This window comes from Phenylobacterium composti DSM 19425 (assembly GCF_059568645.1).
The window spans coordinates 102,824-127,764 of the sequence record NZ_JCANTT010000014.1; the positions used below are offsets into that span (position 1 = coordinate 102,824).

Genomic DNA, 24,941 nt, shown 5'->3' on the forward strand with positions numbered 1-24,941 from the left:
CGATGACCCGCTCCGTCTGGAAAGGCCCGTTCGTCGACGGGTACCTGCTCAAGAAGGCCGAGGCTGCTCAAGCCTCGGGCCGGAAGGACGTGATCAAGACTTGGTCGCGCCGCTCGACCATCATGCCCCAGTTCGTGGGCCTGACGTTCGGCGTGCACAACGGTCACAAGCACGTGCCGGTGCTGATCTCGGAAGACATGGTCGGCATGAAGCTCGGCGAATTCGCGCCGACCCGCTTCTTCCCCGGCCACGCCGCCGACAAGAAGGCGAAGAGGAAGTAAGATGGCCAAGCAAGCTAAAGCCCGCCGTCTTGCCGGCTCCGAGGCGATGGCCAAGGTGCGGACCCTCCGCACCAGCCCGCGCAAGCTCAACCTGGTGGCCCAGTCGATCCGTGGCCTGAAGGTTCAGCGCGCCCTCAACGAGCTGGAGTTCAGCCCGAAGCGCATCGCCAAGGATGTGCGCAAGGCGCTCTACTCGGCCATCTCGAACGCCGAAAACAACCACAACCTCGACATCGACAACCTGGTCGTGGCCGAGGCCTTCGTGGGCAAGAACCTGGTCATGAAGCGCTTCCACGCCCGTGCGCGCGGTCGCGCCTCGCGCATCGAGAAGCCGTTCAGCGAGATCACCATCGTGGTCCGCGAGCAAGGTGAGGCCGCCTAATGGGTCAGAAGATCAATCCGGTCGGGCTGCGCCTCGGCATCAACCGCACCTGGGACAGCCGCTGGTTCGCCGACGGCCCCGAGTACGGCCGCCTGCTGCACGAAGACCTCAAGGTCCGTCGTGCGCTGAAGAAGCGCCTGTATCAGGCCGGCGTGTCGCGGATCGTCATCGAGCGTCCGCACAAGAAGTGCCGCATCACCATCTATGCCGCGCGCCCCGGCGTGATCATCGGCAAGAAGGGCGCGGACATCGAGAAGCTGCGCAAGGACATCGCGGCGATGACGGACGGCGAGGTTCATCTGAACATCGTCGAGATCCGCAAGCCGGAAACCGACGCTCAGCTGATCGCTGAAAACATCGCCCAGCAGCTCGAGCGCCGCGTGGCCTTCCGCCGCGCCATGAAGCGTTCGATGCAGTCGGCGATGCGTCTGGGCGCCAAGGGCGTCCGGATCAACGTCTCGGGCCGCCTCGGCGGCGCCGAAATCGCCCGCATGGAGTGGTACCGCGAAGGCCGCGTGCCGCTGCACACCCTGCGCGCCGACGTGGACTACGGCTTCACCGAAGCCAAGACCACCTATGGCGTCATCGGCGTGAAGGTGTGGGTGTTCAAGGGCGAAGTGCTCGAGCACGACCCGATGGCTCTCGACAAGCGCCTGGCTGGCGAAAGCGGCCCGGCGGGCGAGGGCGGCGGCCGTGAGCGTGGCGATCGTCCGGAGCGCGGCCCCCGTCGCGAGCGCCGCGAGTCGGCGAACGCCTAAGGACCTGAACCATGCTGTCTCCGAAGAAGACCAAGTACCGTAAGCAGTTCAAGGGCCGCATCCACGGCACGGCCAAGGGCGGGTTCACGCTGAACTTCGGCTCGTACGGCCTGAAGTCGCTGGAGCCCGAGCGCATCACCGCGCGTCAGATCGAAGCGGCCCGCCGCGCGATCACCCGCCAGATGAAGCGTCAGGGCCGGGTGTGGATTCGGGTGTTCCCCGACGTGCCGGTGACCGGCAAGCCGGCGGAAGTCCGGATGGGTTCGGGCAAGGGTTCGGTCGAGTACTGGGCCGCCCGCGTCCACCCTGGCCGCATCATGTTCGAAATCGACGGCGTGCCGGACGAAGTCGCCCGTGAAGCCCTGCGCCTCGGCGCGGCGAAGCTTCCGGTGAAGACCCGCATCGTCACCCGCATCGACGCCGCCGTGGAGCACGCGTGATGAAGATCGACGAAGTTCGCGGCCTCACGGCCGACCAGCTGAACGAGCAGCTCGTGGCGCTGAAGAAGGAGCAGTTCAACCTGCGCTTCCAGCAGGCCACCGGCCAGCTTGAGAAGACCCACCGCGTGAACGAAGTGCGCAAGGACATTGCGCGCATTCAGACCGTTCTGCGCGCCAAGGCCAAGGCCTGAGGAGACTAGGACATGCCGAAGCGAATCCTCGAAGGCGTTGTCGTCTCCGACAAGGGCGACAAGACCGTCGTGGTGAAGGTCGAACGGACCTTCCTGCACCCGGTGCTGAAGAAGCCGGTCCGCCGGTCGAAGAAGTACCACGCCCACGATGAGGGCAACACGTACAAGGTCGGCGAGGTCGCCCGCATCATCGAATGCGCGCCCAAGTCGAAGCTCAAAACCTGGGAAGTGCTGCCTAAGGGCGGCGCGGCCCAAGCCTAAGGATCGAGACCTATGATCCAGATGCAAACTAACCTGGACGTCGCCGACAATTCCGGCGCCCGCCGGGTCATGTGCATCAAGGTGCTCGGCGGCGCCAAGCGCCGCTACGCCGGCGTTGGCGACAAGATCGTCGTCTCCGTGAAGGAAGCCATTCCGCGCGGTCGCGTGAAGAAGGGCGACGTGCTGCAGGCGATCGTCGTGCGCACCAGCCAGGGCATCAAGCGCAAGGACGGCTCGGTGATCCGCTTCGACAAGAACGCGGCCGTGATCGTCAACAAGCAATCCGAGCCGATCGGCACGCGGATCTTTGGGCCGGTTCCCCGCGAACTGCGTGCGAAGAACCACATGAAGATCATCTCGCTCGCGCCTGAGGTGCTGTAATGGCCGCGAAGATCAAGAAGGGGGACCGCGTCGTGGTCCTCACCGGCAAGGACAAGGGCCGTCAGGGCGCCGTCACCAAGGTGTTCCCGAAGGAGCAACGCGTCCTGGTCGAGGGCATCAACATCGTCCAGCGGCATACGCGCCCCTCGCAGCTCGATCCCCAGGGCGGGATCAAGAACAAGGAAGCGCCGATCCACCTGTCGAACGTGGCTCTGGTCGACTCCAACGGCAAGCCGACCCGCGTCGGCTTCCGCATGGAAGGCGACAAGAAGGTGCGGTTCGCCAAGACGACCGGCGAGGTGATCAATGGCTGATCAAGCTTACGAACCGCGGCTGAAGACCGAGTACCGCGAGCGCATCCGCAAGGCGCTCAAGGACCGGTTCGGCTACAGCAACGAGATGCAAATCCCGAAGCTGGAGAAGATTGTGATCAACATGGGTGTTGGCGAAGCCGTCGCCGACTCCAAGAAGATCCAATCGGCTATGGCCGACCTGGCGAAGATCGCCGGTCAGAAGCCCGTGCCGACCAAGGCCCGCAACTCGATCGCCGGCTTCAAGCTGCGCGAAGGGATGACGGTGGGCTGCAAAGTCACCCTGCGCAAGGACCGGATGTACGAGTTCCTTGACCGGCTGATCACCATCGCGCTGCCGCGCGTGAAGGACTTCCGGGGCCTGAAGCCCACGTCCTTCGACGGCCGCGGCAACTACGCCATGGGTCTGAAGGAACACATCGTGTTCCCGGAGATCAACTACGACCAGATCGACCAGATCTGGGGCATGGACATCATCGTCACCACGACTGCGAAGACCGACGACGAAGCTCGCGAGCTTCTCAAGGAATTCCAGTTCCCGTTCGTCAAGCAATAAGCGGCGGGAAGGAAAGCACACCATGGCCAAGAAGAGCGCCGTCAACCGCAACGAACGGGTCAAGAAGCTCGTCAAGCAATACGCCGCCAAGCGCCAGGCGCTGAAGGACATTGCGAACGACGAGAGCCTCCCGCTCGAAGAACGTTTCGAAGCCCGGCTGAAGCTTGCCGAACTGCCGCGCAACTCGGCTCCGGTCCGCATCCGCAACCGCTGTGAGGTGACGGGCCGTCCGCGCGCCTATTACCGCAAGCTGAAGATGAGCCGCGTCTCGCTGCGGGAGCTCGGCTCCCTCGGCCTGATCCCCGGCCTCGTCAAGTCGAGCTGGTAGGAGGGTCTTTCAGATGGTCAACGACCCCATCGGCGATCTGATCGCCCGCATCAAGAACGCCGCCGCGCGCGGCCGGTCCAAGCTGACGACGCCGGCGTCGAAGATGCGCGCTCGCGTCCTCGACGTGCTGACCGAGGAAGGCTACATCCGCGGCTACCAGTTGGTGGAACGCCCGGGCGCCTTCCCGGAATTCGAAGTCGAGCTGAAGTACTTCGATGGCCAGCCGGTCATCGCCGAAATCAGCCGCGTCTCGAAGCCTGGCCGCCGCGTCTATTCGTCGATCAAGGACCTGAAGCCGGTGAAGAACGGCCTCGGGATCTCGATCCTGTCGACGCCCAAGGGTGTCATGTCCGACAACGCGGCCCGCGAGGCCAATGTTGGCGGCGAAGTGCTCTGCCGGGTCTACTAATATGTCTCGTATCGGTAAGAAGGCGGTCCCTGTCCCCGCTGGGGTGACGGTGACCATCGACGGCCAGACGGTGACGGTGAAGGGCCCGAAGGGTCAGCTCGCCTGGACCGTGGCCGAAGAGATCGAAGTCCGCCAGGAAGGCGCCGAACTGGTGCTTTCGAAGCGCCAGGACACCACCCGCGCTCAAGCGATGTGGGGCCTCTCGCGCACCCTGGTGAACAACATGGTCGTCGGCGTGACCCAGGGCTACGAGGAAACCCTCGAGCTGGTGGGCGTCGGCTACCGGGCCGCGATGAAGGGCCAGGCCCTCTCGATGCAGCTCGGCTTCAGCCACGACGTGGACATCCCGCCGCCGGCGGGCATCACCTTCGCCACGCCCAAGCAGACCGAGATCAAGATCTCGGGCATCGACAAGCAGCTGGTCGGCGAAACCGCCGCCCGGATCCGCCGCATCCGTCCGCCGGAACCCTACAAGGGCAAGGGCGTGCGCTATGCCGGCGAGAAGGTCCGGCGCAAGGAAGGCAAGAAGAAGTAAGCCATGGCGCTCTCTCCCCGCGATTCCACCAAGCGTCGCGCCCAGCGCGTCCGCACCCGCCTGCGCAAGGTGGCGAACGGCCGTCCGCGCCTGTCGGTCTTCCGCTCGTCGAAGAACATCTACGCCCAGATCATCGATGATGAGCGCGGCGTGACCGTCGCGGCCGCTTCCTCGCTGGAAGGCGAGAAGAAGGAAAAGGGCTCGGACAAGGAGGCCGCCGCTCGCGTCGGCGCTCTCGTGGCCCAACGTGCGATCGAAAAGGGCGTCAAGGACGTCGTCTTCGACCGTGGCGGCTACCTGTACCATGGCCGGGTCAAGGCCCTGGCTGACGCCGCGCGCGAAGCCGGCCTGAATTTCTGAGGAACGATCGCATGGCTCGCAGAGACGAACAGCGCGGCGACCGTCGCAATCGCGAAGAAGAGCGCGACAGCGAACTCGTCGAGAAGCTGGTCCACATCAACCGCGTCGCGGCCACCGTGAAGGGCGGCCGCCGGTTCTCGTTCGCCGCCCTGATGGTGGTGGGCGACCAGAAGGGCCGCGTGGGCTTCGGTCATGGCAAGGCGCGTGAAGTGCCGGAAGCTATCCGCAAGGCGACCGAGGAAGCCAAGAAGTCGATGATCCGCGTGCCGCTCCGCGAGAGCCGCACCCTGCACCACGACGGCGCGGGCCGTTGGGGCGCTGGCAAGGTGATGGTCCGCGCGGCGCCTCCCGGCACCGGCGTCATCGCCGGCGGTCCGATGCGCGCGGTGCTCGAAACCCTGGGCGTCCAGGACGTCGTCGGCAAGTCGGTCGGCTCGTCCAACCCCTACAACATGGTGCGCGCGACCTTCGAGGCGCTGAAGGCCCAGTCCTCGCCCCGTCAGGTCGCCGCCAAGCGCGGCAAGAAGGTCTCCGACGTGATCGGCCGTCGCGCCGATGGCGCCTCGGCGGCCCAGCCCGCCGCGGATGCGGAAGGTTAAGCACATGGCCAAGATCACCGTTCGTCAGACCGGCAGCCCGATCCGCCGGACCAAGGATCAGCGCGCGACGCTGATCGGCCTTGGCCTGAACCGCGTCGGCCGCGTCTCCACCCTGGAAGACACCCCCGCCGTCCGCGGCATGGTGGCCAAGGTGGCCCACCTCGTCGAGGTGGTGGAATAGCTACCGGTTTCGTGCCATAGGCACGGACGTTGAGGGCGGGGCGCGAGCCTCGCCCGTCGGCGTTTCTACGCCAACCCAATCATCGCCGAGTCGGGGCACGGCCCCGGCGACAGATCTCCAAGGAGAGGCCACATGACCAAGCTGAACGAACTCGCTCCGCGCGAAGGCTCCACCAAGAATCGCATGCGCGTCGGCCGCGGCCCGGGCTCGGGCAAGGGTAAGACCGCCGGCCGCGGCGTGAAGGGCCAGAAGTCCCGGACCGGCGTCTCGATCGCCGGCTTCGAAGGCGGCCAGATGCCGCTGCACATGCGCATGCCCAAGCGCGGCTTTAACAGCCTGAACCGCAAGGAATTCGCCGAGGTGAACCTGTGGCGGATCGAGCAGGCGATCGCCGCCGGCAAGCTCGACGCCAAGGCCACCATCGACGCCGAAGCCCTCCTGAAGGCCGGCGTGATCCGCCGCGTGAAGGACGGCGTGAAGCTGCTGGGCAAGGGCGAGCTGAAGTCGAAGCTTGACCTGAACGTCTATGCGGCCACCGCCTCGGCCCGCGCCGCGGTCGAAAAGGCCGGCGGCAAGCTGACCACGACCAAGGCGGAAGCCCCCGCTTCGGCGGAAGCCTGATCCGAATTGGATGACGCCGGCCTCGCTTCCGAGGCCGGCGCGTCCTATGTGATCGGCACACGAGTCAGGGGATTTGCTGAATGGCTTCGGCCGCCGAACAGCTCGCAGCGAACATGAACTTCCAGGCCTTCGCCAAGGCCACGGAACTTCACAAGCGCATCTGGTTCACGCTTCTGGCGATGATCGTCTACCGGGCGGGGTGCTACATCCCGATCCCCGGCATCGATGCGGCCGCCCTGCAGCAGGCGTTCCAGGGCCAAGCCCAGGGCATCCTGGGCATGTTCAACATGTTCTCGGGCGGCGCCGTCGAACGGATGGCGCTCTTCGCCCTGAACGTGATGCCGTACATCTCGGCTTCGATCATCGTTCAGCTCCTCGGCAGCGTGTATCCGCCGTGGGAGAAGCTGCGTAAGGAAGGCGGCGAGGCCGGCCGCAAGCAGCTGAACCAGTACACCCGTTATCTCACCGTGGTCCTGGCGCTGTTCCAGTCGTTCGGGATCGCCATGGGCCTGTCGCAGAGCCCCGGCCTGGTCGAGAACCCGGGTCTGTTCTTCGTGATCTCGACGGTCGTCACCCTGACCGGCGGCACCATGTTCCTCATGTGGCTGGGCGAGCAGATCACCAGCCGCGGGGTGGGCAACGGCATCAGCCTGATCATCTTCGCCGGTATCGTCGCGGTGCTTCCGCGCTACGTCGTCCAGGCCTTCGAAATGGCCCGCACGGGCGCTATGAGCGGCGGCGCGCTGCTGCTCATCGCCGTGCTGGTGGTCGGTGTGACGGTCGGCATCGTCTTCATGGAGCGGTCGCAGCGCCGCCTGCTGGTGCAGTATCCGAAGCGCCAGATGGGCAACCGCATGTTCGGCGGCGACACCTCGTTTCTGCCGCTGAAGATCAACACCGCGGGCGTCATCCCGCCGATTTTCGCCTCATCGCTGCTGCTGCTGCCGACGACGGTCATGGGCTTCGCGGCCAATGCGAACCTGCCCGAGTACATGCAGTGGCTGCCGGGCCTGACCGGCCAGCTGCAACACGGCCGGCCGCTGTTCATGATCCTGTATGGCCTGCTGATCGTCTTCTTCTGCTTCTTCTACACCTCGATCGTCTTCAATCCGGACGACACGGCGGAGAACCTGCGCAAGTACGGTGGCTTCCTGCCCGGCATCCGGCCCGGCAAGCGGACGGCCGAGTACCTGGATTATGTGCTGACCCGTCTGACCGTGATCGGGGCGGCCTACATCGCCCTCGTCTGCCTGCTGCCCGAGGCCCTGATCGGCTTCTACAACGTGCAGTTCTACATGGGCGGCACGAGCCTGCTGATCGTGGTCAGCGTCACCATGGACACCGTGGCGCAGATCCAGTCCCACCTGCTGGCGCACCAGTACGAGGGGCTGATCAAGAAGTCGAAACTGCGCGGCGGACGTCAGCGCTAACTAAACGGGGAGAGCGGCCGGCGCGACCGCGCGCCGGCTGGGAGGCAGCCGATGAACCTGATCCTGTTCGGACCGCCGGCGGCGGGCAAGGGCACCCAGGCCAAGCGCCTGGTGGACGAGCGCAACATGGTGCAGCTCTCCACCGGGGACATGCTGCGCGCGGCGATCGCGTCGGGCTCGGAGCTCGGCAAGCGCGTCGAGGGCATTATGCAGCGCGGCGAACTGGTGTCGGACGAAATCGTCATCGAGCTGATCGAAAGCCGCCTGCCGGAGGCCGAGGCCGCCGGCGGTGCGATCTTCGACGGCTTCCCGCGCACCCTGGCCCAGGCCGAGGCGCTGGACGCCATGCTGAAGGGCCGCGGCCGCAAGATCGACCTGGTCATCCGCCTGAAGGTCGATGACGAAGTGCTGACCCAGCGGATCGCCGGCCGATTCGCGGAATCGGGTCGTCCCGACGACAATCCGGAAAGCTTCAAGGTCCGCCTGGACGCCTACAACCGCCAGACCGCGCCGCTGCTGCCGTACTACGAAGGGCAGGGCAAGCTCGTGGAAGTGGATGGCATGGGCTCGATCCAGGACGTCGCCGCCGCCATCGACGCGGCCCTGGCCAAGGCGTGATTCTCGGCCGCTGCATCCCGACGGCCGCTTTCGCCGCAGGCCTGGCCACGTTGCCAGCCTGCGGGCCTCATGCTTTCCTTAACCATCTGCGGGCAAGTTCCCCAGCAACGAACGCTGCCGGCGCGGGGAGGGGGTTTTCCCTTGCGCGCGCAGGAAATCGTTCACCTTTGGACGTTTCCGCCATTGACGGAAGCGTGCCGATCCCTATAACGAAGCGCTTCCGCGAAAGAGCGCGAAGGACGCGCCGGCCTATGCCTATGGCAGTGAGGGGCCGGGGCGCCGTTTGCGCTTCTCTTGCGTGATCAGGAGATCTTCCCACGTGGCCCGTATCGCTGGCGTCAACATTCCCACCAACAAGCGCGTGATCATCGCGCTGCAGTACATCCATGGCATCGGCGCGGCGAAGGCCCGCGAGATCGTCACGAAGGTCGGCATCGATGACGCCCGTCGCGTCAACGAACTGACCGACCAGGAAGTTCTGCAGATTCGTGAGACGATCGACCGCGACTACCTCGTCGAAGGCGACCTGCGTCGCGAGACCGCGGTCAACATCAAGCGCCTGATGGACCTGGCCTGCTACCGCGGCCTGCGTCACCGTAAGGGCCTGCCGGTCCGTGGTCAGCGCACGCACACCAACGCCCGGACCCGCAAGGGCCCGGCCAAGCCGATCGCCGGCAAGAAGAAGTAAGAGAGTTTAGCTCCGATGGCCAAGGAACCGGCGCGCGTCAAACGCCGCGAGCGCAAGAACATCACGTCGGGCGTCGCTCACGTGAACGCCTCGTTCAACAACACGATGGTGACCATCACCGACGCCCAGGGGAACACCATCTCCTGGTCCAGCGCCGGGCTCATGGGCTTCAAGGGGTCGCGTAAGTCGACCCCCTACGCCGCCCAGATGGCCGCCGAGGACGCGGGCCGCAAGGCTGCCGAACACGGCGTCCGCACCCTCGAAGTGAACGTCTCCGGCCCCGGTTCGGGTCGTGAGTCGGCCCTGCGGGCCCTGCAGGCCGTCGGCATGACGATCACCACCATCCGCGATGTGACCCCGATCCCGCACAACGGCTGCCGTCCGCCGAAGCGTCGCCGGGTCTGAGTAACATCGTACTGCAATTCAAGGCGCCGGACCGCGTTCGCGGCCGGCGATCCTGCGTTCCGAGGGACACCCTGTGATCGAAAGAAACTGGAACGAGCTCATCCGTCCCGAGAAGCCGCAGATCGAGACCGGCGCCGACGCCAGCCGCAAGGCGCGTCTGGTCGCCGAACCGCTCGAGCGCGGTTTCGGCGTGACGCTGGGCAACAGCCTCCGCCGCGTGCTGCTGTCGTCGCTGCAAGGCGCTGCGGTGACCGCCGTCCAGATCGACGGCGTGGTCCACGAGTTCTCGTCGCTGGAAGGCGTCCGTGAAGACGTCGTCGACATCGTCCTGAACATCAAGCAGCTGGCGCTGCGGATGCACTCGGAAGGCCCGAAGCGCATGACGCTGCGCGCCACCGGCCCCGGTGCGGTGACCGCCAGCCAGATTGAGGCTCCGGCCGACATCGAGATCCTGAACGGCGACCATGTGCTCTGCACCCTCGACGAGGGCGCTTCGGTGCGCATGGAGTTCACCGTTCAGACCGGCAAGGGCTATGTCCCGGCTGAAATGAACCGTCCTGAAGACGCGCCGATCGGCCTGATCGCCGTCGACAGCCTGTTCTCGCCGGTCAAGCGCGTCGCCTATCGCGTCGAGCCCACCCGTCAGGGCCAGTCGCTCGACTACGACAAGCTGATCATGGAAGTGGAGACGAACGGGGCGGTCACCCCGGTCGACGCCGTGGCCTACGCCGCGCGCATCCTCCAGGACCAGCTGCAGATCTTCATCACCTTCGAAGAGCCGAAGAAGAAGGTCGAGGGCGAGGCCAAGCCGGAGCTGCCGTTTAACCCGGCGCTGCTGAAGAAGGTCGACGAGCTGGAGCTGTCGGTCCGTTCGGCCAACTGCCTGAAGAACGACAACATCGTCTACATCGGCGACCTGATCCAGAAGACGGAAGCCGAGATGCTGCGCACGCCGAACTTCGGCCGGAAGTCTCTCAACGAGATCAAGGAAGTGCTCGCCGGCATGGGCCTCCACCTCGGCATGGATGTGCCGAACTGGCCGCCGGAGAACATCGAAGAGCTGGCGAAGAAGTTCGAAGACCAGATGTAATCCTACCGCGCCGCTCCGGGCCGCTTCCGGCGGTCCGGGCTCGACGAAGCCGCAACAGCGGTGGAGGGCCCCGGCGCTTCGCGTTGACCCAGGCGGGAGCAAGGCTGGGATTTGGTTAGGCAAGACGCGTCCAGACCATCGGAGGCGTCGGCGGGCCGCAGAGCCCAGGAGATATTGAAATGCGTCACGGCAAAGCCCACCGCAAACTGGGTCGTACGACCGCCCACCGCACCGCCATGTTCGCCAACATGTCGGCCAGCCTGATCAAGCACGAGCAGATCGTGACCACCCTGCCGAAGGCGAAGGAACTGCGTCCCTTTGTCGAGAAGCTGGTGACGCTCGCCAAGCGCGGCGACCTGCACGCCCGCCGTCAGGCCATCAGCCACGTCCGCGACGTCGAGCAAGTCGGCAAGCTCTTCTCGGTCCTCGGACCGCGCTACAAGGACCGCAACGGCGGCTACATCCGCATCCTGAAGGCCGGCTTCCGCTATGGCGACAACGCGCCGATGGCGGTGATCGAGTTCGTCGACCGCGATCCGGCGGAAAAGGGCAAGGACTCGGGCCCGGTGGCTGAAAACGCCTTCGCCGAAGCCTAAGTCCCGGCGACATAACGACCAGGAAAGCCCCGGACCCCGCGGTCCGGGGCTTTTCGTTTGCGCGGAGGTCACAGGCGCGGCTTAGGAGCAGGCATGCGTGTGATTCCGTTGCTTGCCGTCCTGTTGTTCCTCGCCGCCTGCGCCGCTATGCCCGCCGAGGGCCCGCCGCCGGCGCCTTCGCCGGTTCAGGCCCAGGCGCAGGCCCAGGCGCAGGCCGAGGCGCGCGCGCCGGTGATCCTCGTCTCCATTGACGGCTTCCGGGCGGACTATCTGGAGCGAGGGGTCACCCCGGCGCTCTCCGCTTTGGCGCAGGATGGCGCCCGGGCGGCCATGCGGCCTTCGTTTCCGTCCAAGACCTTCCCCAACCATTACACTCTGGTGACCGGCCTGCGGCCGGACCAGCACGGGATCGTCGAGAACAACATGCTCGACCCGGCGATCCCCGGCGTGACCTTCAAGCTGTCCAACAAGGCCGCGGTGCTCGACGCGCGCTGGTGGGACCAGGGCGAGCCCATCTGGGTGACGGCCGAGCGGGCTGGGGTGCGCAGCGCGGTCCTCTTCTGGCCCGGCTCCGAGGCGGCTGTGCGCGGCGTGCGCCCCACCTACTGGCTGCCTTACAACGAGGAGATGCCCAACGCCGAGCGGATCTCTCGGGTCCTGGGCTGGCTGGACCTGCCGGAGGGCGAGCGGCCCGGCATCATCGCGCTCTACTTCCACCATGTGGATACGGCCGGCCACTACTATGGTCCCAGCTCGCCGGAGGTGGAGGCCGCCCTTGGCGAGGTGGACCGGGCGCTCGGGGCGCTGGTCGAAGGACTGAGGGCGAGAGGCCTTGCCGCCAACCTGGTGGTCGTCTCCGATCACGGCATGGCGGCTACCTCGCCCGACCGTCGGATCTATCTTGAGGACCTGCTGCCCCAGGATGTCGGCCAGGCCCTGGCCATGGGGGCCCTGATGACCTTCTATCCGGCGCCCGGCCGGGAGGTGGAGGCCGAGCGGGCGCTGTTGAAGCCCCATCCGCACATGGAATGCTGGCGCAGGGGCGAGTTTCCCGCCCGCTTCCAATATGGGTCCAACCCCCGGGTCGCGCCGATCTTCTGCCTGCCGCAGACAGGCTGGAGCATCACCACCCGGGACTGGGTGGCCACGGGCAAGCCGGAGAACGGCGCCCATGGCTACGATCCGGCGCATCCGGACATGACGGCGGTGTTCGTCGGCCACGGCCCGGCGTTCCGGAAGGGCGCCTGGGCGCCGGACTTCGACAATGTGGACATCTATCCGTTGCTCGCCCGGCTGCTGGATGTGCCGGCCGCGCCCCATGCCGGCGACCTGGACGAACTCGGATCCGTCTTGACGAGATAATTGCGTTATGCGTGAAATATTGCCGTTGGATGGAAGGATGGTCCAATGGCTCAAAGAGCTTCGCTGACGTCGGCGCTGTGCTACCGCGACCCCAAGGCGGCGCTGAAGTTCCTGGAGGCCGCCTTCGGCTTTGAGGTGGTCATGCTGATCGAGGATGACGAGGGGCGCCTCGCGCATTCCGAGATGCGCTGCGGCGACAGCCTGATCATGATCGGCTCGGAGTGGACCGACCTCCATCGCAGTCCGGCCTCGATCGACGGGCAGAACACCCAGTCGGTCCACATCCATGTGACCGAGGACATCGACGCCCATTGCGAGCGGGCCCGCGCCGCAGGCTTCGAGATCCTCATGGAGCCGGCCGATCAGTTCTATGGCGACCGCACCTATCGCTGCCGCGATCCGGAGGGCCACTTCTGGACGGTCGGCCAGACGGTGCGTGCGGTCAGCCGAGAAGAGGCTGAGGCGGCCAGCGGGTTGAAGATCGAAGGCTGGCTGTGAGCCGGGAGGCCATCGACCGCACCATAGCGGCCCTGGCCGATCCGAACCGTCGGCGGGTGGTGGAACTACTGGCCGACCGACCGCGGCCGGCGGGGGAACTGGCCCGTGAACTGGGGCTTTCGCCGCCGGCCATGAGCCGCCATCTGAAGGCCCTGCGCGCCGGCGGCCTCGTGGAGGAATCGCATCCCGAGTTCGACGCCCGCGTACGCATCTACGCCTTGAGGCCCGAGCCAATGGTCCATCTGCTGCGCTGGCTGGAGGAGAGTGAGCGGCTCTGGAGCGCTCAGCTGGCGGCCTTCAAAGCTCACGTCGAGCAAGAGGCATGACCTCCAGGGTCTTCGTGGCGCTGCGGGTGAAGGCCTCGCCCGAACGGGCTTTCGCCGCCTTCGTGGACGAGATCGGCGACTGGTGGCGGCCGAACAGCCTCTTCCAGACCACGCCGCGCCCGCCGGGGCGGCTGGCCTTCGAGCGCGGGGAGGGCGGACGCCTGACCGAGACCCTGGCTGACGGCAAGGTGTTTGAGATCGGCCGAGTCCTGGTGTGGGAGCCCCCCCGCCGGCTGGTGTTTTCCTGGCGCCAGGCCAGCTTTCCGCCCGACCTCGTCACCGAGGTCGAGGTGGCGTTCGAGCCGGTCGGTGACGAGACCCGGGTCAGCGTCGAGCATCGCGGCTTCACGCGGGTGCCGGCCGACAGCGCCGCGCGGCATGGTTTTCCGGATCAGGCGCTGCAGATGCGCCTGGGCGAGTGGTGGCAGGTTCAGCTCCGCGCCGTGGTGGACTGGATCGACTAGAAGCTTTGCGCGGGCGATGGATCCGCCGGGTTTGGAGTGAGGGGAGCGCGCATGGGCATCGGGACCAGGGGCCGGCAGGCCAGCTTCGGCTTCATCTTCGCCGTGGCGCTGATGAACTCGATCTCGTTCGGGATCATGATCCCGATCCTGCCCAACCTCATCAAGCAGTTCGCCGGCGGCGACACCGCCTCGGCCTCGGAGTGGAACCTGGTCTTCGCCGCCGCCTGGGGCGTGATGCAGTTCTTCTCCAGTCCGATCCTCGGCCTGATGTCCGACCGGTGGGGGCGGCGGCCGGTGCTGCTGATCTCGCTGCTGGGGCTTGGCGTGGACTTCTTCTTCATGGCCCTCGCGCCCAGCCTCTGGTGGCTGTTCGTGGGCCGCATCCTCAACGGCCTGACCGCGGCGAGCTTCTCCGCCGCCAACGCCTATCTCGCCGACGTGACCGTCCCGGAGAAGCGGGCGCGGCTGTTCGGCCTCATGGGGGCGGCGTTCAGTGTCGGCTTCATCTTCGGCCCGGCGCTGGGCGGTGTGCTGGCCGACCATTTCGGCCTGCGGGCGCCGTTCTACGCCGCCGGGGCGCTGACCCTGGTGAACTGGCTCTACGGATACTTCGTGCTGCCGGAGTCCCTGCCGCCGGAAAAGCGCGCCAAGACCTTCGACTGGCGCCGCGCCAATCCTGTGGGCTCGCTGCAGCTGCTCCGGTCGCGGCCGGGGCTCCTGGGCCTCGCCAGCATCGGCTTCCTGTTCCAGCTCTCGCACATGGTGCTGCCGACGATCTTCGTCCTCTACATGGGCCACCGCTATGGCTGGACCCCGTCCGTGATGGGCTTCACCTTCATGCTCACCGGCCTTGCGGGCCTTGTGGTGCAGAGCACGCTCGTGGGGCCGGTCGTGAAGCGGATCGGCGAGCGCAACGCCGTCCTGCTCGGTACGCTGGGCGGCGCTGCGGGCTTCGTCTGGTACGGTCTGGCGCCCACCGGGACCATCTATCTGCTGGGCGTGCCGATCTTCGCCCTGACCGGCTTCCTGATGCCAGGCCTCCAGGGGCTGATGACCCGGCGGGTGGCGCCGCACGAGCAGGGCCAGTTGCAGGGCGCGAACCAGAGCCTGACGGGCCTCGCCGCCATCTTTGGCCCGATCGTCTTCGGCGAGCTGTTCGCCTGGTCCCTGCGGCATCCGGCGCTGAACATGCCGGGGTTGGCGATCTTCCTGGCCGCGGGCCTGTTGGGAGCGGCCTTCCTCATCGCCCTCGGGGCGGCTCGGGCGCCCGCCCCCGCGAGTCAGCCCGCTTGAAACTTCGCCTTTTTTGCGCCTGAAACCTCGGGCGATTTCCGGTCGTTGTCCGTGTTTTCGGAGACTTCATGCGCGCCGTCCGCGTCCTGATCCCCGCCCTGGCCGTCGTCTCGCTCGGGACCACGCCCGCCGCCGCCCAGCAAACCTCGGGCTTCGCCCAGCCGAACCGCGCCCCGCCGGCCAACGTCCTGGCGATGAAGAGCTCGTTCGCCCCCGTCGTCGCGCGCGCTGCGCCGGCCGTGGTGAACATCTCGGCGCGTCGGCTGGTCCGCCAGCAGACCGACCCCTTCTGGCAGCTCTTCGGCCTCGGCGCGCCTAGGGCCCGCGTGACCAACTCCCTGGGCTCGGGGGTCATCGTCCGGGACGACGGGGTGATCGTCACCAACAACCATGTGGTCGAGAACGGCCAGGAGATCACCGTCTCGCTCGCCGACCGCCGGGAATTCCCCGCCCGCATCCTGCTGGCCGACCCGCGCACGGACCTGGCCGTGCTGAAGATCGACGTGCCGCCGGGCGAGCGGCTGGCGGTTCTGCCCATCGACGATTCCGAGGACACCCAGGTCGGCGACCTGGTGCTGGCCATCGGCAACCCCTTCGGCGTCGGGCAGACCGTGACCAACGGCATCGTCTCGGCCCTGAACCGCACGCCTGACGACGAGGGCGCGGCCGCCTACATCCAGACCGACGCGGCCATCAACCCCGGCAATTCCGGCGGCGCGCTCGTGGACATGGACGGCGAGCTGATCGGGGTGAACAGCTTCATCCTCTCGCGTTCGGGCAGTTCGTCTGGCGTGGGTTTCGCGGTGCCAGCGGCGGTCGTCCGGCGGGTCGTGGAGACCGCCGTCGGCGGCGGCCGGGCCGTGGTGCGTCCCTGGCTGGGGGCGCGCACCCAGAGCGTCACCTCCGAGATCGCCCGCTCCCTGGGCCTGTCGCTGCCGCAGGGAGCCCTCGTGGCCGACGTCTGGCCGGGCGGCCCTGCCGATCGGGCGGGCCTTCGGCAGGGCGACGTGGTGGTCAGCGCCGAGGGGCGGCCCGTGGTTGACGCCGCCAGCCTCAACTACCTCTTCGCCACTAAGCGGCCCGGCGACACCGTTCGCCTGGTGGTCCGCCGGGACGGTGGGCGTGAGCAGACCCTGACCGTCCGCGCCGAGGCGCCGTCCGCCACCCCGGCCCGCGATCAGCGGACCATCCAGGGCCAGAATCCGCTGAGCGGCGCCACGGTGATCAACCTGTCGCCGGCCACCGCCGACGAACTGGGGCTCGATCCGTTCCTGGGGCCGGGCGTGCTGGTCTCCGGCGTCGGTCGCGGCTTCGCCGTTGGCGCGGGCTTCCGCCCGGGCGACATCATCCGCTCGGTGAATGGCCGGCGGATCGAGAGCGTGCGCGATCTCGTGAGCGCCCTTGAGACGCCGTCCCGCGGCTGGCAGATCACTCTGGAGCGCGGCGGCCAGACGATCACCGCCAACTTCTGACGCGGGCTGTGGTAAGGCCCGCCGCATGGCCGATCTGTTCGAAGCCGCAGGCCTAACGCCCCAGCAGCCATCGCCGCTGGCTGACCGCCTGCGCCCCCAGCGCCTCGACGAGGTGGTGGGGCAGGAGCATCTGTTGGGGCCCGAGGGCGCGATCCGCCGCATGGCCGAGGCCAAGCGGCTGTCGTCGATGATCCTCTGGGGCCCGCCGGGCACGGGCAAGACCACCATCGCTCGGCTGCTGGCCCGGGAGGCCGGCTACGAGTTCCAGCAGCTGTCGGCAGTCTTCTCCGGCGTCGCCGACCTGAAGAAGGCCTTCGAACAGGCCCGCGCCCGCCGCATGGCCGGCCAGGCTACCTTGCTGTTTGTGGACGAAATCCACCGCTTCAATCGCGCCCAGCAGGACGGCTTCCTGCCGTTTGTGGAAGAGGGGATCGTCACCCTGGTGGGGGCGACGACGGAGAACCCCTCGTTCGAGCTCAACGGGGCGCTCCTGTCGCGCTGCCAGGTCTATGTGCTGAAGCGCCTGGATGAGGAGGCCCTGGAGAGCCTGCTGGCCAAGGCCGAGGCCCATGAAGGCCGCGCCCTGCCGCTGGAGCCCGAGGCGCGGGCGGCTCTGGTGGCCCTGGCGGACGGCGATGGGCGCTACCTGCTGACGCTTTCCGAGACCCTGTTCAACATCGGCTCGGCCCGGCCGCTCACCACCAAGGAACTCGGCCAGATCCTGCAGAAGCGCAGTCCGGCCTACGACAAGGACCGGGAAGAGCACTACAACCTCATCTCGGCCCTGCATAAGTCGATCCGCGGCTCGGACCCGGATGCGGCGCTCTACTGGCTCGCGCGGATGCTGCAGGGCGGCGAGGATCCGCTGTTCATCGCCCGCCGGCTGGTCCGGGCCGCCGTCGAGGACATCGGTGAGGCCGACCCGATGTCCGTGGTGCTCGCCAACGCCGTCAAGGACACCTACGACTTCCTGGGCTCGCCCGAGGGCGAACTCGCCCTGGCCCAGCTGGTGGTCCATCTGGCCGCCGCACCCAAGTCCAACGCCGTCTATGTGGCCTACAGGGAGGCCATGCGGGCGGCGAAGGAGACCGGCTCGCTGATGCCGCCCAGCCATATCCTCAACGCCCCCACGCGGCTGATGAAGGACCTCGGCTACGGCAAGGGCTACGCCTACGACCACGACACCGCCGAGGGCTTCTCCGGCCAGAACTATTTCCCCGAGGGGATGGAGCGGCGGCAGTTCTACCGGCCGCGGGGCGAGGGGACCGAGGCGCGCATCAAGGAACGGCTGGAGCGCTGGGCGGCCCTCCGCCGCCAGAAGGGCGCCTGATCGGCGATCGTCGTTATTCGACCTGACGAGGCCTAGGCTTTCTCCCAAGACTCCTTGGGAGGGAGCGAGATAACCATCTTTCTCGCCTCGCTGGCCGCGTTCGTGGCGAGCTTTGTCTACGACTACGTCCTGACGGACGGCGGGGCGGGCCTGACCCAGGCCATGCAGATCGTGCAGGGCGCGTGATCTTCGTCACCTGCGTCCTCTTCGCCTGGTGCGCCTTTGCGATGACGAAGTGGGGAGTCCTCCGCTAGATGGCGGTGTGAAGCCGCCGAAGTCCGACAAGCTCAAGCCCGTCCCGCTCACCCCGGACGAGATCGCCCTCGTCCGGAGCCTGGTCCTCTATGAGGACGCCGAGATTCTGGCGCTGAACAAGCCCGCCGGGCTGTCCAGCCAGGGCGGGCGCGGGCAGGTGAACACCCTCGACGAACTGCTCTGGGCCTTCGCCAGACCCGGCAAGGCCAGGCCGCGCCTGATCCATCGCCTGGACCGCGACACCTCGGGCGTGATCCTCACGGCCAAGACCAAGCCTGCCGCAAGTTTCCTCGGCAAGGCGCTGATGAAACGGGCTTTTTCAAAGACCTACAACGCCATTGTCACCCCTGGCGCACCCGAGCCGCCGCAGGGCGTCATCGAGCTGCCGCTGCGCCGGGAGGAACAGGGGCGCGAGGCCTATATGCGGGTCTGCGATCCGGGCCACCCGGACGCCGAGGCGTCCGTCTCCCGCTACCGGACGCTGAAGACCACCGACGGCGCCGCCTTGCTGGAGCTGGAGCCGCAGACCGGGCGGATGCACCAGCTGCGGGTGCACCTTTCCGCCATTGGCAGGCCGATCGCCGGGGATGCGCGCTATGGCGGCGCCCTGGTGGTGAGCGGCCAGGCCGTCCCGCGCCTGATGCTGCATGCCCGGGCGCTGGCCTTCCCGCATCCCGCCGGGGGGACCAAGCGGCTGGAGGCCGAGCCGTCTGCGGACATGGCGGGCCTGATCGCTGCCCTCGGACTGGGATGAGCCGGGGAACGTCCCCCGTTCGCCCGTCAGGCGCCGGAACCGCAAAGCTGTTCGTGCAATCTGCTGGGAAAGAGGCCTGACCGAATGAACCGCCTGATCCTTCCCGCGCTTGCCGTCCTCGGCGCGCTGTCCCTGTCGGCCTGCGCCACCCAGCCGACGCTCTATCAGCCGGCGGCGGTCCCGAACGGCGTGGGCTATTCCGAGTACCGCATCGAGGCAGAACGCTTCCGGGTGACCTTCCAGGGTGGTCCGGGCGCATCGGCCCAGCATGTCACCGACCTCGCCCTGCTGCGGGCCGCAGACCTCGCGCTGGCCAACGGCTACGACTGGTTCCGGGTGACCGACCGGGTGCTGCAGGGGCGGAGCGACAGCGGCCCGCGGGTGGGCTTCGGCGTCGGCGGCGCCGACTTCGGCCGTCGCTCCAGCGTCGGCGTGGGCCTGGGGACTAGCTTCGCCCTCGGCGGCGGGCCGGCCGTGACCGCCACCCTGGAGGTGCTGATGGGACGTGGCCAGCGGCCTCGCGCCCCCGACGCCTATGACGCCCGCGCCCTGCGGCAGAACCTTGCCCCGCGTGTCTGAGGCGGCCCCTTCCGTCCGGCCCGCGCCCGGCGCATAAGGGCGCGATGCAAGCTCTCCTGCTGGTCGGGGCCGGCGGCGCGGCCGGAGCCGTCGCGCGCTACCTCCTGGGGGTCCAGGCCCTTCGCTGGTTCGGCTCCGGATGGCCGGCTGGCACCTTCACGGCCAACATCCTGGGCGGGTTCCTGATGGGCCTGTTGGCCGGCGTGCTCGCGCAGAGGGGCGAGGGCGCCGAGCCCTGGCGTCTGCTCCTGGGCGTCGGCGTCCTGGGCGGTTTCACGACCTTTTCCGCCTATTCGTTGGAGGTGGCTCTGATGCTTGAGCGCCGCGCCTATGGCCAAGCCTTCACCTATGGCGCGGGTTCGGCGATCCTCTCCGTGACGGCCCTGTTTGCAGGCCTCATGCTCGCGCGGCGGGTGTTCGCATGAGAGAGGTGAAGACCCTCTGGGTGGACAAGGCCGAGGACGGCGTGCGCCTCGACCGGTGGTTCAAGCGCCGCTGGCCGCACCTGAACCATGTGCAGATCCAGAAGCTGACCCGTTCGGGCCAGATCCGCGTGGACGGCGCCCGCGCCAAGCCCGACACCCGGCTGACCGCCGGCGCCCAGGTGCGCGTGCCGCCGCTGCCCGATGCGCCGCCGCCCAAGGCCAAGGGCGAACTCGACCCGCGCGACATCGCCTACGCCAAGAGTCTGGTGATCTATGAGGACGAGGACGTCCTGGCGCTGAACAAGCCCTCGGGCCTCGCCGTGCAGGGCGGCACCAAGACCACCCGCCACGTCGACGGGCTGCTGTCGGCCTGGGGCGAGGGGCTGGAGCGCCCGCGCCTGGTCCACCGGCTCGACCGCGACACCTCGGGCGTGCTGGTGCTGGGCAAGTCGCCGGCCGCCGCCGCCAAGCTGGCCGGGGCCTTCGCCAAGCGGCGCACGCAGAAGATCTACTGGGCCCTAGTGGCCGGCCTGCCCAAGCCGGGCGAGGGCGTCCTGGACCTGCCGCTCGCCAAGAAGGGCGTCGGCGACCGCGAGATGATGGTCCCCGCCGACCCCAAGGACCCGCGGGCCGAGACTGCGGAGACAGAGTTCGTCACCCTGGCCCGGGCGGCGGACAAGGTGGCGTGGATGGCGCTGTGGCCGCACACCGGCCGCACGCACCAGCTCCGCGCCCACATGCTGGCCATGGGCCATCCGATCCTCGGCGATCCCAAGTACAAGACCGACGCCTCGGCCGAGCTGTCCGGTGAACTGCGGCTGCAGCTCCACGCCCGCCGGCTGGTGCTGCCGCATCCCTCGCGCGGCACGCTGCTGCTGGAAGCGCCGATCGGCAAAGAGATGAAGGCCGGTTTCGAGCGTTTCGGCTTCGACGAGCACGAGGCCGATCCCGAACCCTTCGGCCGCCGGCGCTAGGGCGCGGCGGGGCCGAGAGGACAAGAGTCAGGAGTGCGACGTGCAGGTTAAGGGCTTCGTGGAGCCGGGCGAGAAGCCGCGGCGCTTCTACAAGGACGTGACCGTGCAGGCCGTCGAGGGCGGCGGTTTCGGCATCCTGCTGGACGGCCGCAACCTGCGCACGCCGGGCGGCCGCGTGTTCCAGGCGCCGACGCGTGCGCTCGCCGAGCAGGTGGCTGAGGAGTGGGCCGGGCAGGGCGACCATCTCGAGCTCGCCCTGATGCACGCCAACCGTTTGGCCAACACCGCGCTGGACTCCATCGGCGCCACCCGCGAAGCCGTGGCCGACCAGGTGGCGCAGTACGCGGGCGCCGACCTCGTCTGCTACCTCGCCGAGGACCCGGCCGCCCTGGTGGAGCGGCAGGAAGCGGCCTGGGCCCCGCTGCGCGCCAGGGCGGAGGCCGAGGCGGGCCTGCGTTTCGAAACCACCGTGGGGATCGTCCACCGGCCACAGCCGGCCGAGACGCTGGAGAAGGTGCGCGCCCTGGCCCTGGAGCTCGACGACTTCACCCTGGCGGGTCTCGCATTCGGCGTCGCCCTGTTCGGCTCGGCGGTGCTAGGCGTTGCGGTGCTGCGCGGCTGGGTGTCCGGGCCGGAGGCCTTCGAACTCTCCCGCATCGACGAGGCGTTCCAGCAGGAGAAGTGGGGCGTCGACGCCGAGGCGGCGGAACGCACCGAGCGCCTGCGCGGCGAGGCGGCCATGCTGGAGCGCTGGTTCCGCGGCCTCGCCGCCGGTTGAGCGCGACCCGCTTTCGGGTCACTCTGAACGTCAGACAGACGCAAGGCGCCTCACCCCGCGTGAGCTTGCGTGGCCGGAACGTCCCGACTACGCCTTGGCCGGCGTAGGGAGACGTCGTTCGTGAAGCACATCCTGGAAGAGCTCGAGAAGCGCCGTGCGGACGCCCGTCTGGGCGGTGGCGAGAAGCGCATCGCTGCGCAGCACGCCAAGGGCAAGCTCACCGCCCGCGAGCGCATCGACCTGCTGCTCGACGAAGGCTCGTTCGAGGAGTTCGACATGTTCGTCGAGCACCGGGTGAGCGAGTTCGGGATGGACAAGCAGAAGATCCCGGGCGATGGCGTGGTGACCGGCTGGGGCTCCATCAACGGCCGGGTGGTCTATGTCTTCTCCAAGGACTTCACCGTTTTCGGCGGCTCGCTGTCGAGCGCCCACGCCGAGAAGATCCTCAAGGTCCAGCGTCAGGCCCTGAAGGTTGGCGCGCCGATCATCGGCCTGTTCGACGCCGGCGGCGCCCGCATCCAGGAGGGTGTGGCGGCCCTCGGCGGCTATGCCGACATCTTCCTCGAGAACACCCTGGCCTCGGGCGTCATCCCGCAGATCAGCGTGATCATGGGGCCATGCGCCGGCGGCGACGTCTATTCGCCGGCCATCACCGACTTCATCTTCATGGTGAAGGACACCTCCTACATGTACGTGACGGGCCCGGACGTGGTGAAGACCGTCACCCACGAGGAGGTCAGCCACGAGGAGCTGGGCGGCTACCGCGTGCACGCCCTGAAGTCCGGCGTCGCCGACGGCGCTTTCGAGAACGATCTGGAGGCCCTGACCCAGGTTCGCAGGCTGGTGGACTTCCTGCCGCTGTCCAACCGTGAGAAGCCGCCGGTCCGGAAGAGCTTCGACGATCCCGAGCGTGAGGAGCCGTCGCTCGACACCTTGGTGCCGGCCAATCCGAACAAGCCCTACGACATGAAGGAGCTGATCCTGAAGGTCGTGGACGAGGGCGACTTCTTCGAGATCAGCCCGGACTTCGCCAAGAACATCGTGGTCGGCTTCGCCCGCATGGACGGCCAGACGGTCGGCATCGTCGCCAACCAGCCGCAGACCCTGGCCGGGGTGCTGGACATCGACGCCAGCCGCAAGGGCGCCCGTTTCGTGCGCTTCTGCGACGCCTTCGAAATCCCGATCATCACCTTCGTGGACGTGCCCGGCTTCATGCCCGGCACCAAGCAGGAGCAGGGCGGCCTGATCCGCCACGGCGCCAAGCTGCTGTTCGCCTACGCCGAGGCCACCGTGCCGAAGATCACGGTCATCACCCGCAAGGCCTATGGCGGGGCCTATGACGTGATGAGCTCAAAGCACATCCGTGGCGACGTGAACTACGCCTGGCCGACCGCCGAGATCGCCGTGATGGGCTCCAAGGGGGCGGTGGAGATCATCTTCCGCGCCGAGATCGGCGACCCCGACGCCATCGCCGCCCGGGAGGCCGAATACAAGGCCCGCTTCGCCAACCCGTTCGTGGCGGCCTCACGAGGCTACATCGACGATGTGATCATGCCCCACGGCACCCGTCGCCGGATCGTGCGCGCCCTCAAGAGCCTCAAGGGCAAGCAACTCCAGAACCCCTGGAAGAAGCACGACAACATCCCGCTCTAGGAACCACCCCCGGCGCTCCTGGTTCTGCCTGCAAGCATTTGCCTGCAGAACAGGAGGAGTTCCCATGCCCGATCGGTGGATCGAGGAGCGCGAACGGCGCTGGCGCGAGCGCAACTGGCGTAACGAGGCCTATGGCCGGGGCGCTGACGACCGGCCGGACTCGCGGCAGGGCCGTCTCTGGCAGGAGGACCGCAGCTTCGGCGGCTCCCCCGGCGGCTATGGGCCCGACGGCGGCTTCGGTGGTCGCGACCGCTATGGCGACGACTATCCCACCAGCCGCGACCGCTATGCGGCCCGAGTCGAGGGCCGTGACCGCGACCGGGTGTTCGGCGAGCGCGACACTGGCGCCGAGTACAATCGCGCCGAGCCTGGCCGCCCGGGGCCGTCCTACGCCGCCGATCAGCGTGAGGGCGGCTGGAGCTACGGCCCGCGGCCCGGTCACGACCGGCCGGCGTGGCAGGAGCCGGACTACCAGGGCGTCAGCCCCGCCTATGAGAACGACGAATACGACCTGGAGCGGGCCCGCGGCCTGAGGTTCGCGCGCCAGGACTACACCCGCGGCGGCCGCTTCTACGGCGACGATCGGCGCCAGCCCATCTATCGGGAGGAATACGGCCAGGGCGGGCGCGCCTATGGCGATGTCCCCCGCGGCTATGACGCCGACCGGGACCTGGAGCGGCGCTACGCCCGTGAAATGCGCCGGCCGGCGTCCGGCGGCATCGGCGGCTACGACTACGAGCGAGGCTACGGCGACGCCGGGCGCACCGAAGACCACGGCGGCATCCGCGACTGGGAGCGCGGCGCGGATCGCCCCGACTATCGCGGCCGGTCAGGCGGGGGCTTCTTGCAGCGGGCGAAGACCTGGTTCGGCGAGGCGATGGACGAGGTGCGCCGCGACCTTTCCGGCGGTCGCGAGCCCTATGGCTCCGACGAGCCCCGGCAAGCCCGTTGGGCGGATGACCGCGGCTATCGCGGCCGGGGCCCCAAGGACTACAAGCGGTCGGACGAGCGGATCAGCGACGACGCCCATCAGCGGCTGACCGACGATCCCTGGGTCGACGCCTCCAACATCAATGTCTCGGTCTCCGGCGGGGAGGTGACGCTTTCCGGGACAGTGGAGACCCGCGAGGCCAAGCATCGGGCCGAGCGCTGCGTCGAGGAGATCGCGGGCGTGCGTCACGTGCAGAACAACCTGCGCGTGGACCAGGGCTCGTTCTTCACCAGCGCCGCGCCGGGCTACGGCGACAGCGTGCTGGACGCCCAGATGCGCAAGGACGCCGGCCACGCCAACGCCCATGGCGGGGTCTCGCCCAGCGACGATACCGCTGCGACCAGCTCTACGAGCCGGCGGTCGTAA

At 68.0% G+C, this 24,941-nt stretch carries 37 protein-coding genes; all 37 read left to right on the forward strand.

Translation table 11 applies throughout. The features are described from left to right. The first annotated feature begins 2 nt into the window (after positions 1–2). The 37 genes from rpsS (at position 3) to BO64_RS09315 (ending at position 24,941) form a co-directional block, all read left to right on the forward strand. Positions 3–281, forward strand: a complete 279-nt coding sequence (gene rpsS, locus BO64_RS09135; RefSeq protein ID WP_496402981.1) for a 30S ribosomal protein S19 — start codon at positions 3–5, stop codon at positions 279–281. 1 nt (position 282) lies between these two features. Continuing rightward, entirely contained in the window at positions 283–663 is a 381-nt protein-coding gene (gene rplV / locus BO64_RS09140) for a 50S ribosomal protein L22 (protein ID WP_496402982.1), read from the forward strand. Further along, positions 663–1,421, forward strand: a complete 759-nt coding sequence (gene rpsC / locus BO64_RS09145; protein WP_496402983.1) for a 30S ribosomal protein S3 — start codon at positions 663–665, stop codon at positions 1,419–1,421. The genes rplV and rpsC overlap by 1 nt, the downstream gene beginning before the upstream one ends. An 11-nt stretch (positions 1,422–1,432) precedes the next feature. Continuing rightward, entirely contained in the window at positions 1,433–1,861 is a 429-nt protein-coding gene (gene rplP / locus BO64_RS09150) for a 50S ribosomal protein L16 (protein WP_496402984.1), read from the forward strand. After that, on the forward strand, positions 1,861–2,052 hold the full coding sequence (gene rpmC / locus BO64_RS09155) for a 50S ribosomal protein L29 (protein ID WP_496402985.1): 192 nt from the start codon (positions 1,861–1,863) through the stop codon (positions 2,050–2,052). Before rplP ends, rpmC begins: the two co-directional genes overlap by 1 nt. 12 nt (positions 2,053–2,064) lie before the next feature. Further along, positions 2,065–2,313: a 30S ribosomal protein S17 gene (rpsQ, locus tag BO64_RS09160; protein WP_496402986.1), complete on the forward strand. Its 249-nt coding sequence runs from the start codon at positions 2,065–2,067 to the stop codon at positions 2,311–2,313. Between the two features lie 12 nt (positions 2,314–2,325). Beyond that, on the forward strand, positions 2,326–2,694 hold the full coding sequence (rplN, locus tag BO64_RS09165) for a 50S ribosomal protein L14 (protein ID WP_012521798.1): 369 nt from the start codon (positions 2,326–2,328) through the stop codon (positions 2,692–2,694). Then, positions 2,694–3,008 (forward strand): 50S ribosomal protein L24, encoded by a 315-nt coding sequence (rplX, locus tag BO64_RS09170; protein ID WP_496402987.1) that lies wholly within the window; start codon positions 2,694–2,696, stop codon positions 3,006–3,008. Before rplN ends, rplX begins: the two co-directional genes overlap by 1 nt. Continuing rightward, positions 3,001–3,561 (forward strand): 50S ribosomal protein L5, encoded by a 561-nt coding sequence (gene rplE / locus BO64_RS09175; RefSeq protein WP_496402988.1) that lies wholly within the window; start codon positions 3,001–3,003, stop codon positions 3,559–3,561. The genes rplX and rplE overlap by 8 nt, the downstream gene beginning before the upstream one ends. 22 nt (positions 3,562–3,583) lie before the next feature. Beyond that, entirely contained in the window at positions 3,584–3,889 is a 306-nt protein-coding gene (gene rpsN, locus BO64_RS09180) for a 30S ribosomal protein S14 (protein WP_496402989.1), read from the forward strand. A gap of 13 nt (positions 3,890–3,902) precedes the next feature. Continuing rightward, complete coding sequence (gene rpsH, locus BO64_RS09185) at positions 3,903–4,298, forward strand: 30S ribosomal protein S8 (RefSeq protein ID WP_496402990.1); 396 nt, start codon at positions 3,903–3,905, stop codon at positions 4,296–4,298. A gap of 1 nt (position 4,299) precedes the next feature. Beyond that, entirely contained in the window at positions 4,300–4,833 is a 534-nt protein-coding gene (rplF, locus tag BO64_RS09190; RefSeq protein WP_496402991.1) for a 50S ribosomal protein L6, read from the forward strand. A 3-nt stretch (positions 4,834–4,836) separates the two neighbouring features. Next, positions 4,837–5,193 (forward strand): 50S ribosomal protein L18, encoded by a 357-nt coding sequence (gene rplR / locus BO64_RS09195; protein WP_496402992.1) that lies wholly within the window; start codon positions 4,837–4,839, stop codon positions 5,191–5,193. 11 nt (positions 5,194–5,204) lie between these two features. Beyond that, complete coding sequence (gene rpsE, locus BO64_RS09200; RefSeq protein ID WP_496402993.1) at positions 5,205–5,792, forward strand: 30S ribosomal protein S5; 588 nt, start codon at positions 5,205–5,207, stop codon at positions 5,790–5,792. Positions 5,793–5,796: 4 nt separating this feature from the next. Further along, the gene (gene rpmD / locus BO64_RS09205) at positions 5,797–5,973 is read left to right on the forward strand and encodes a 50S ribosomal protein L30 (RefSeq protein ID WP_496402994.1); all 177 of its coding nucleotides are present in this window, start codon (positions 5,797–5,799) and stop codon (positions 5,971–5,973) included. Positions 5,974–6,105: 132 nt separating this feature from the next. After that, positions 6,106–6,594, forward strand: a complete 489-nt coding sequence (rplO, locus tag BO64_RS09210) for a 50S ribosomal protein L15 (protein ID WP_496402995.1) — start codon at positions 6,106–6,108, stop codon at positions 6,592–6,594. Positions 6,595–6,674: 80 nt separating this feature from the next. Further along, positions 6,675–8,024 carry a preprotein translocase subunit SecY gene (gene secY / locus BO64_RS09215; protein ID WP_496402996.1) on the forward strand — a complete coding sequence of 450 codons (1,350 nt, stop codon included), beginning with the start codon at positions 6,675–6,677 and terminating at the stop codon, positions 8,022–8,024. Positions 8,025–8,075: 51 nt separating this feature from the next. After that, entirely contained in the window at positions 8,076–8,642 is a 567-nt protein-coding gene (locus BO64_RS09220) for an adenylate kinase (RefSeq protein ID WP_496402997.1), read from the forward strand. A gap of 319 nt (positions 8,643–8,961) precedes the next feature. Continuing rightward, entirely contained in the window at positions 8,962–9,330 is a 369-nt protein-coding gene (rpsM, locus tag BO64_RS09225; protein ID WP_496402998.1) for a 30S ribosomal protein S13, read from the forward strand. Positions 9,331–9,345: 15 nt separating this feature from the next. Further along, entirely contained in the window at positions 9,346–9,735 is a 390-nt protein-coding gene (rpsK, locus tag BO64_RS09230; RefSeq protein WP_012521811.1) for a 30S ribosomal protein S11, read from the forward strand. A 73-nt stretch (positions 9,736–9,808) separates the two neighbouring features. Next, positions 9,809–10,825: a DNA-directed RNA polymerase subunit alpha gene (locus BO64_RS09235; RefSeq protein WP_496402999.1), complete on the forward strand. Its 1,017-nt coding sequence runs from the start codon at positions 9,809–9,811 to the stop codon at positions 10,823–10,825. A 179-nt stretch (positions 10,826–11,004) separates the two neighbouring features. Further along, a complete protein-coding gene (gene rplQ / locus BO64_RS09240) occupies positions 11,005–11,421 on the forward strand; it encodes a 50S ribosomal protein L17 (RefSeq protein WP_496403000.1) in 417 nt (138 codons plus the stop codon). A gap of 93 nt (positions 11,422–11,514) precedes the next feature. Continuing rightward, a complete protein-coding gene (locus BO64_RS09245; RefSeq protein WP_496403001.1) occupies positions 11,515–12,783 on the forward strand; it encodes an alkaline phosphatase family protein in 1,269 nt (422 codons plus the stop codon). A 45-nt stretch (positions 12,784–12,828) separates the two neighbouring features. Further along, positions 12,829–13,281 carry a VOC family protein gene (locus BO64_RS09250; protein ID WP_496403002.1) on the forward strand — a complete coding sequence of 151 codons (453 nt, stop codon included), beginning with the start codon at positions 12,829–12,831 and terminating at the stop codon, positions 13,279–13,281. Further along, positions 13,278–13,607, forward strand: coding sequence for an ArsR/SmtB family transcription factor (locus BO64_RS09255; protein ID WP_496403003.1), 330 nt, complete (start codon positions 13,278–13,280; stop codon positions 13,605–13,607). The genes BO64_RS09250 and BO64_RS09255 overlap by 4 nt, the downstream gene beginning before the upstream one ends. Continuing rightward, complete coding sequence (locus BO64_RS09260) at positions 13,604–14,071, forward strand: SRPBCC family protein (protein ID WP_496403004.1); 468 nt, start codon at positions 13,604–13,606, stop codon at positions 14,069–14,071. The genes BO64_RS09255 and BO64_RS09260 overlap by 4 nt, the downstream gene beginning before the upstream one ends. A gap of 51 nt (positions 14,072–14,122) precedes the next feature. Next, complete coding sequence (locus tag BO64_RS09265; protein WP_496403005.1) at positions 14,123–15,364, forward strand: TCR/Tet family MFS transporter; 1,242 nt, start codon at positions 14,123–14,125, stop codon at positions 15,362–15,364. Between the two features lie 68 nt (positions 15,365–15,432). Next, positions 15,433–16,836, forward strand: a complete 1,404-nt coding sequence (locus BO64_RS09270) for a Do family serine endopeptidase (protein ID WP_496403006.1) — start codon at positions 15,433–15,435, stop codon at positions 16,834–16,836. A gap of 25 nt (positions 16,837–16,861) precedes the next feature. Continuing rightward, positions 16,862–18,166: a replication-associated recombination protein A gene (locus BO64_RS09275; protein WP_496403007.1), complete on the forward strand. Its 1,305-nt coding sequence runs from the start codon at positions 16,862–16,864 to the stop codon at positions 18,164–18,166. Positions 18,167–18,220: 54 nt separating this feature from the next. Continuing rightward, on the forward strand, positions 18,221–18,352 hold the full coding sequence (locus BO64_RS09280) for a hypothetical protein (protein WP_496403008.1): 132 nt from the start codon (positions 18,221–18,223) through the stop codon (positions 18,350–18,352). A 76-nt stretch (positions 18,353–18,428) separates the two neighbouring features. Continuing rightward, positions 18,429–19,175, forward strand: a complete 747-nt coding sequence (locus BO64_RS09285; RefSeq protein WP_496403009.1) for an RluA family pseudouridine synthase — start codon at positions 18,429–18,431, stop codon at positions 19,173–19,175. Positions 19,176–19,259: 84 nt separating this feature from the next. Beyond that, positions 19,260–19,754 carry a CC0125/CC1285 family lipoprotein gene (locus BO64_RS09290; protein WP_496403010.1) on the forward strand — a complete coding sequence of 165 codons (495 nt, stop codon included), beginning with the start codon at positions 19,260–19,262 and terminating at the stop codon, positions 19,752–19,754. A gap of 44 nt (positions 19,755–19,798) precedes the next feature. Further along, positions 19,799–20,179: a fluoride efflux transporter CrcB gene (gene crcB / locus BO64_RS09295; RefSeq protein ID WP_496403011.1), complete on the forward strand. Its 381-nt coding sequence runs from the start codon at positions 19,799–19,801 to the stop codon at positions 20,177–20,179. Continuing rightward, a complete protein-coding gene (locus tag BO64_RS09300) occupies positions 20,176–21,153 on the forward strand; it encodes an RluA family pseudouridine synthase (protein WP_496403012.1) in 978 nt (325 codons plus the stop codon). The genes crcB and BO64_RS09300 overlap by 4 nt, the downstream gene beginning before the upstream one ends. A gap of 40 nt (positions 21,154–21,193) precedes the next feature. Beyond that, entirely contained in the window at positions 21,194–21,931 is a 738-nt protein-coding gene (locus BO64_RS09305; RefSeq protein WP_496403013.1) for an ATP12 family chaperone protein, read from the forward strand. Between the two features lie 120 nt (positions 21,932–22,051). Continuing rightward, positions 22,052–23,584 (forward strand): acyl-CoA carboxylase subunit beta, encoded by a 1,533-nt coding sequence (locus tag BO64_RS09310; protein WP_496403014.1) that lies wholly within the window; start codon positions 22,052–22,054, stop codon positions 23,582–23,584. Between the two features lie 64 nt (positions 23,585–23,648). Beyond that, positions 23,649–24,941 (forward strand): BON domain-containing protein, encoded by a 1,293-nt coding sequence (locus BO64_RS09315; protein ID WP_496403015.1) that lies wholly within the window; start codon positions 23,649–23,651, stop codon positions 24,939–24,941.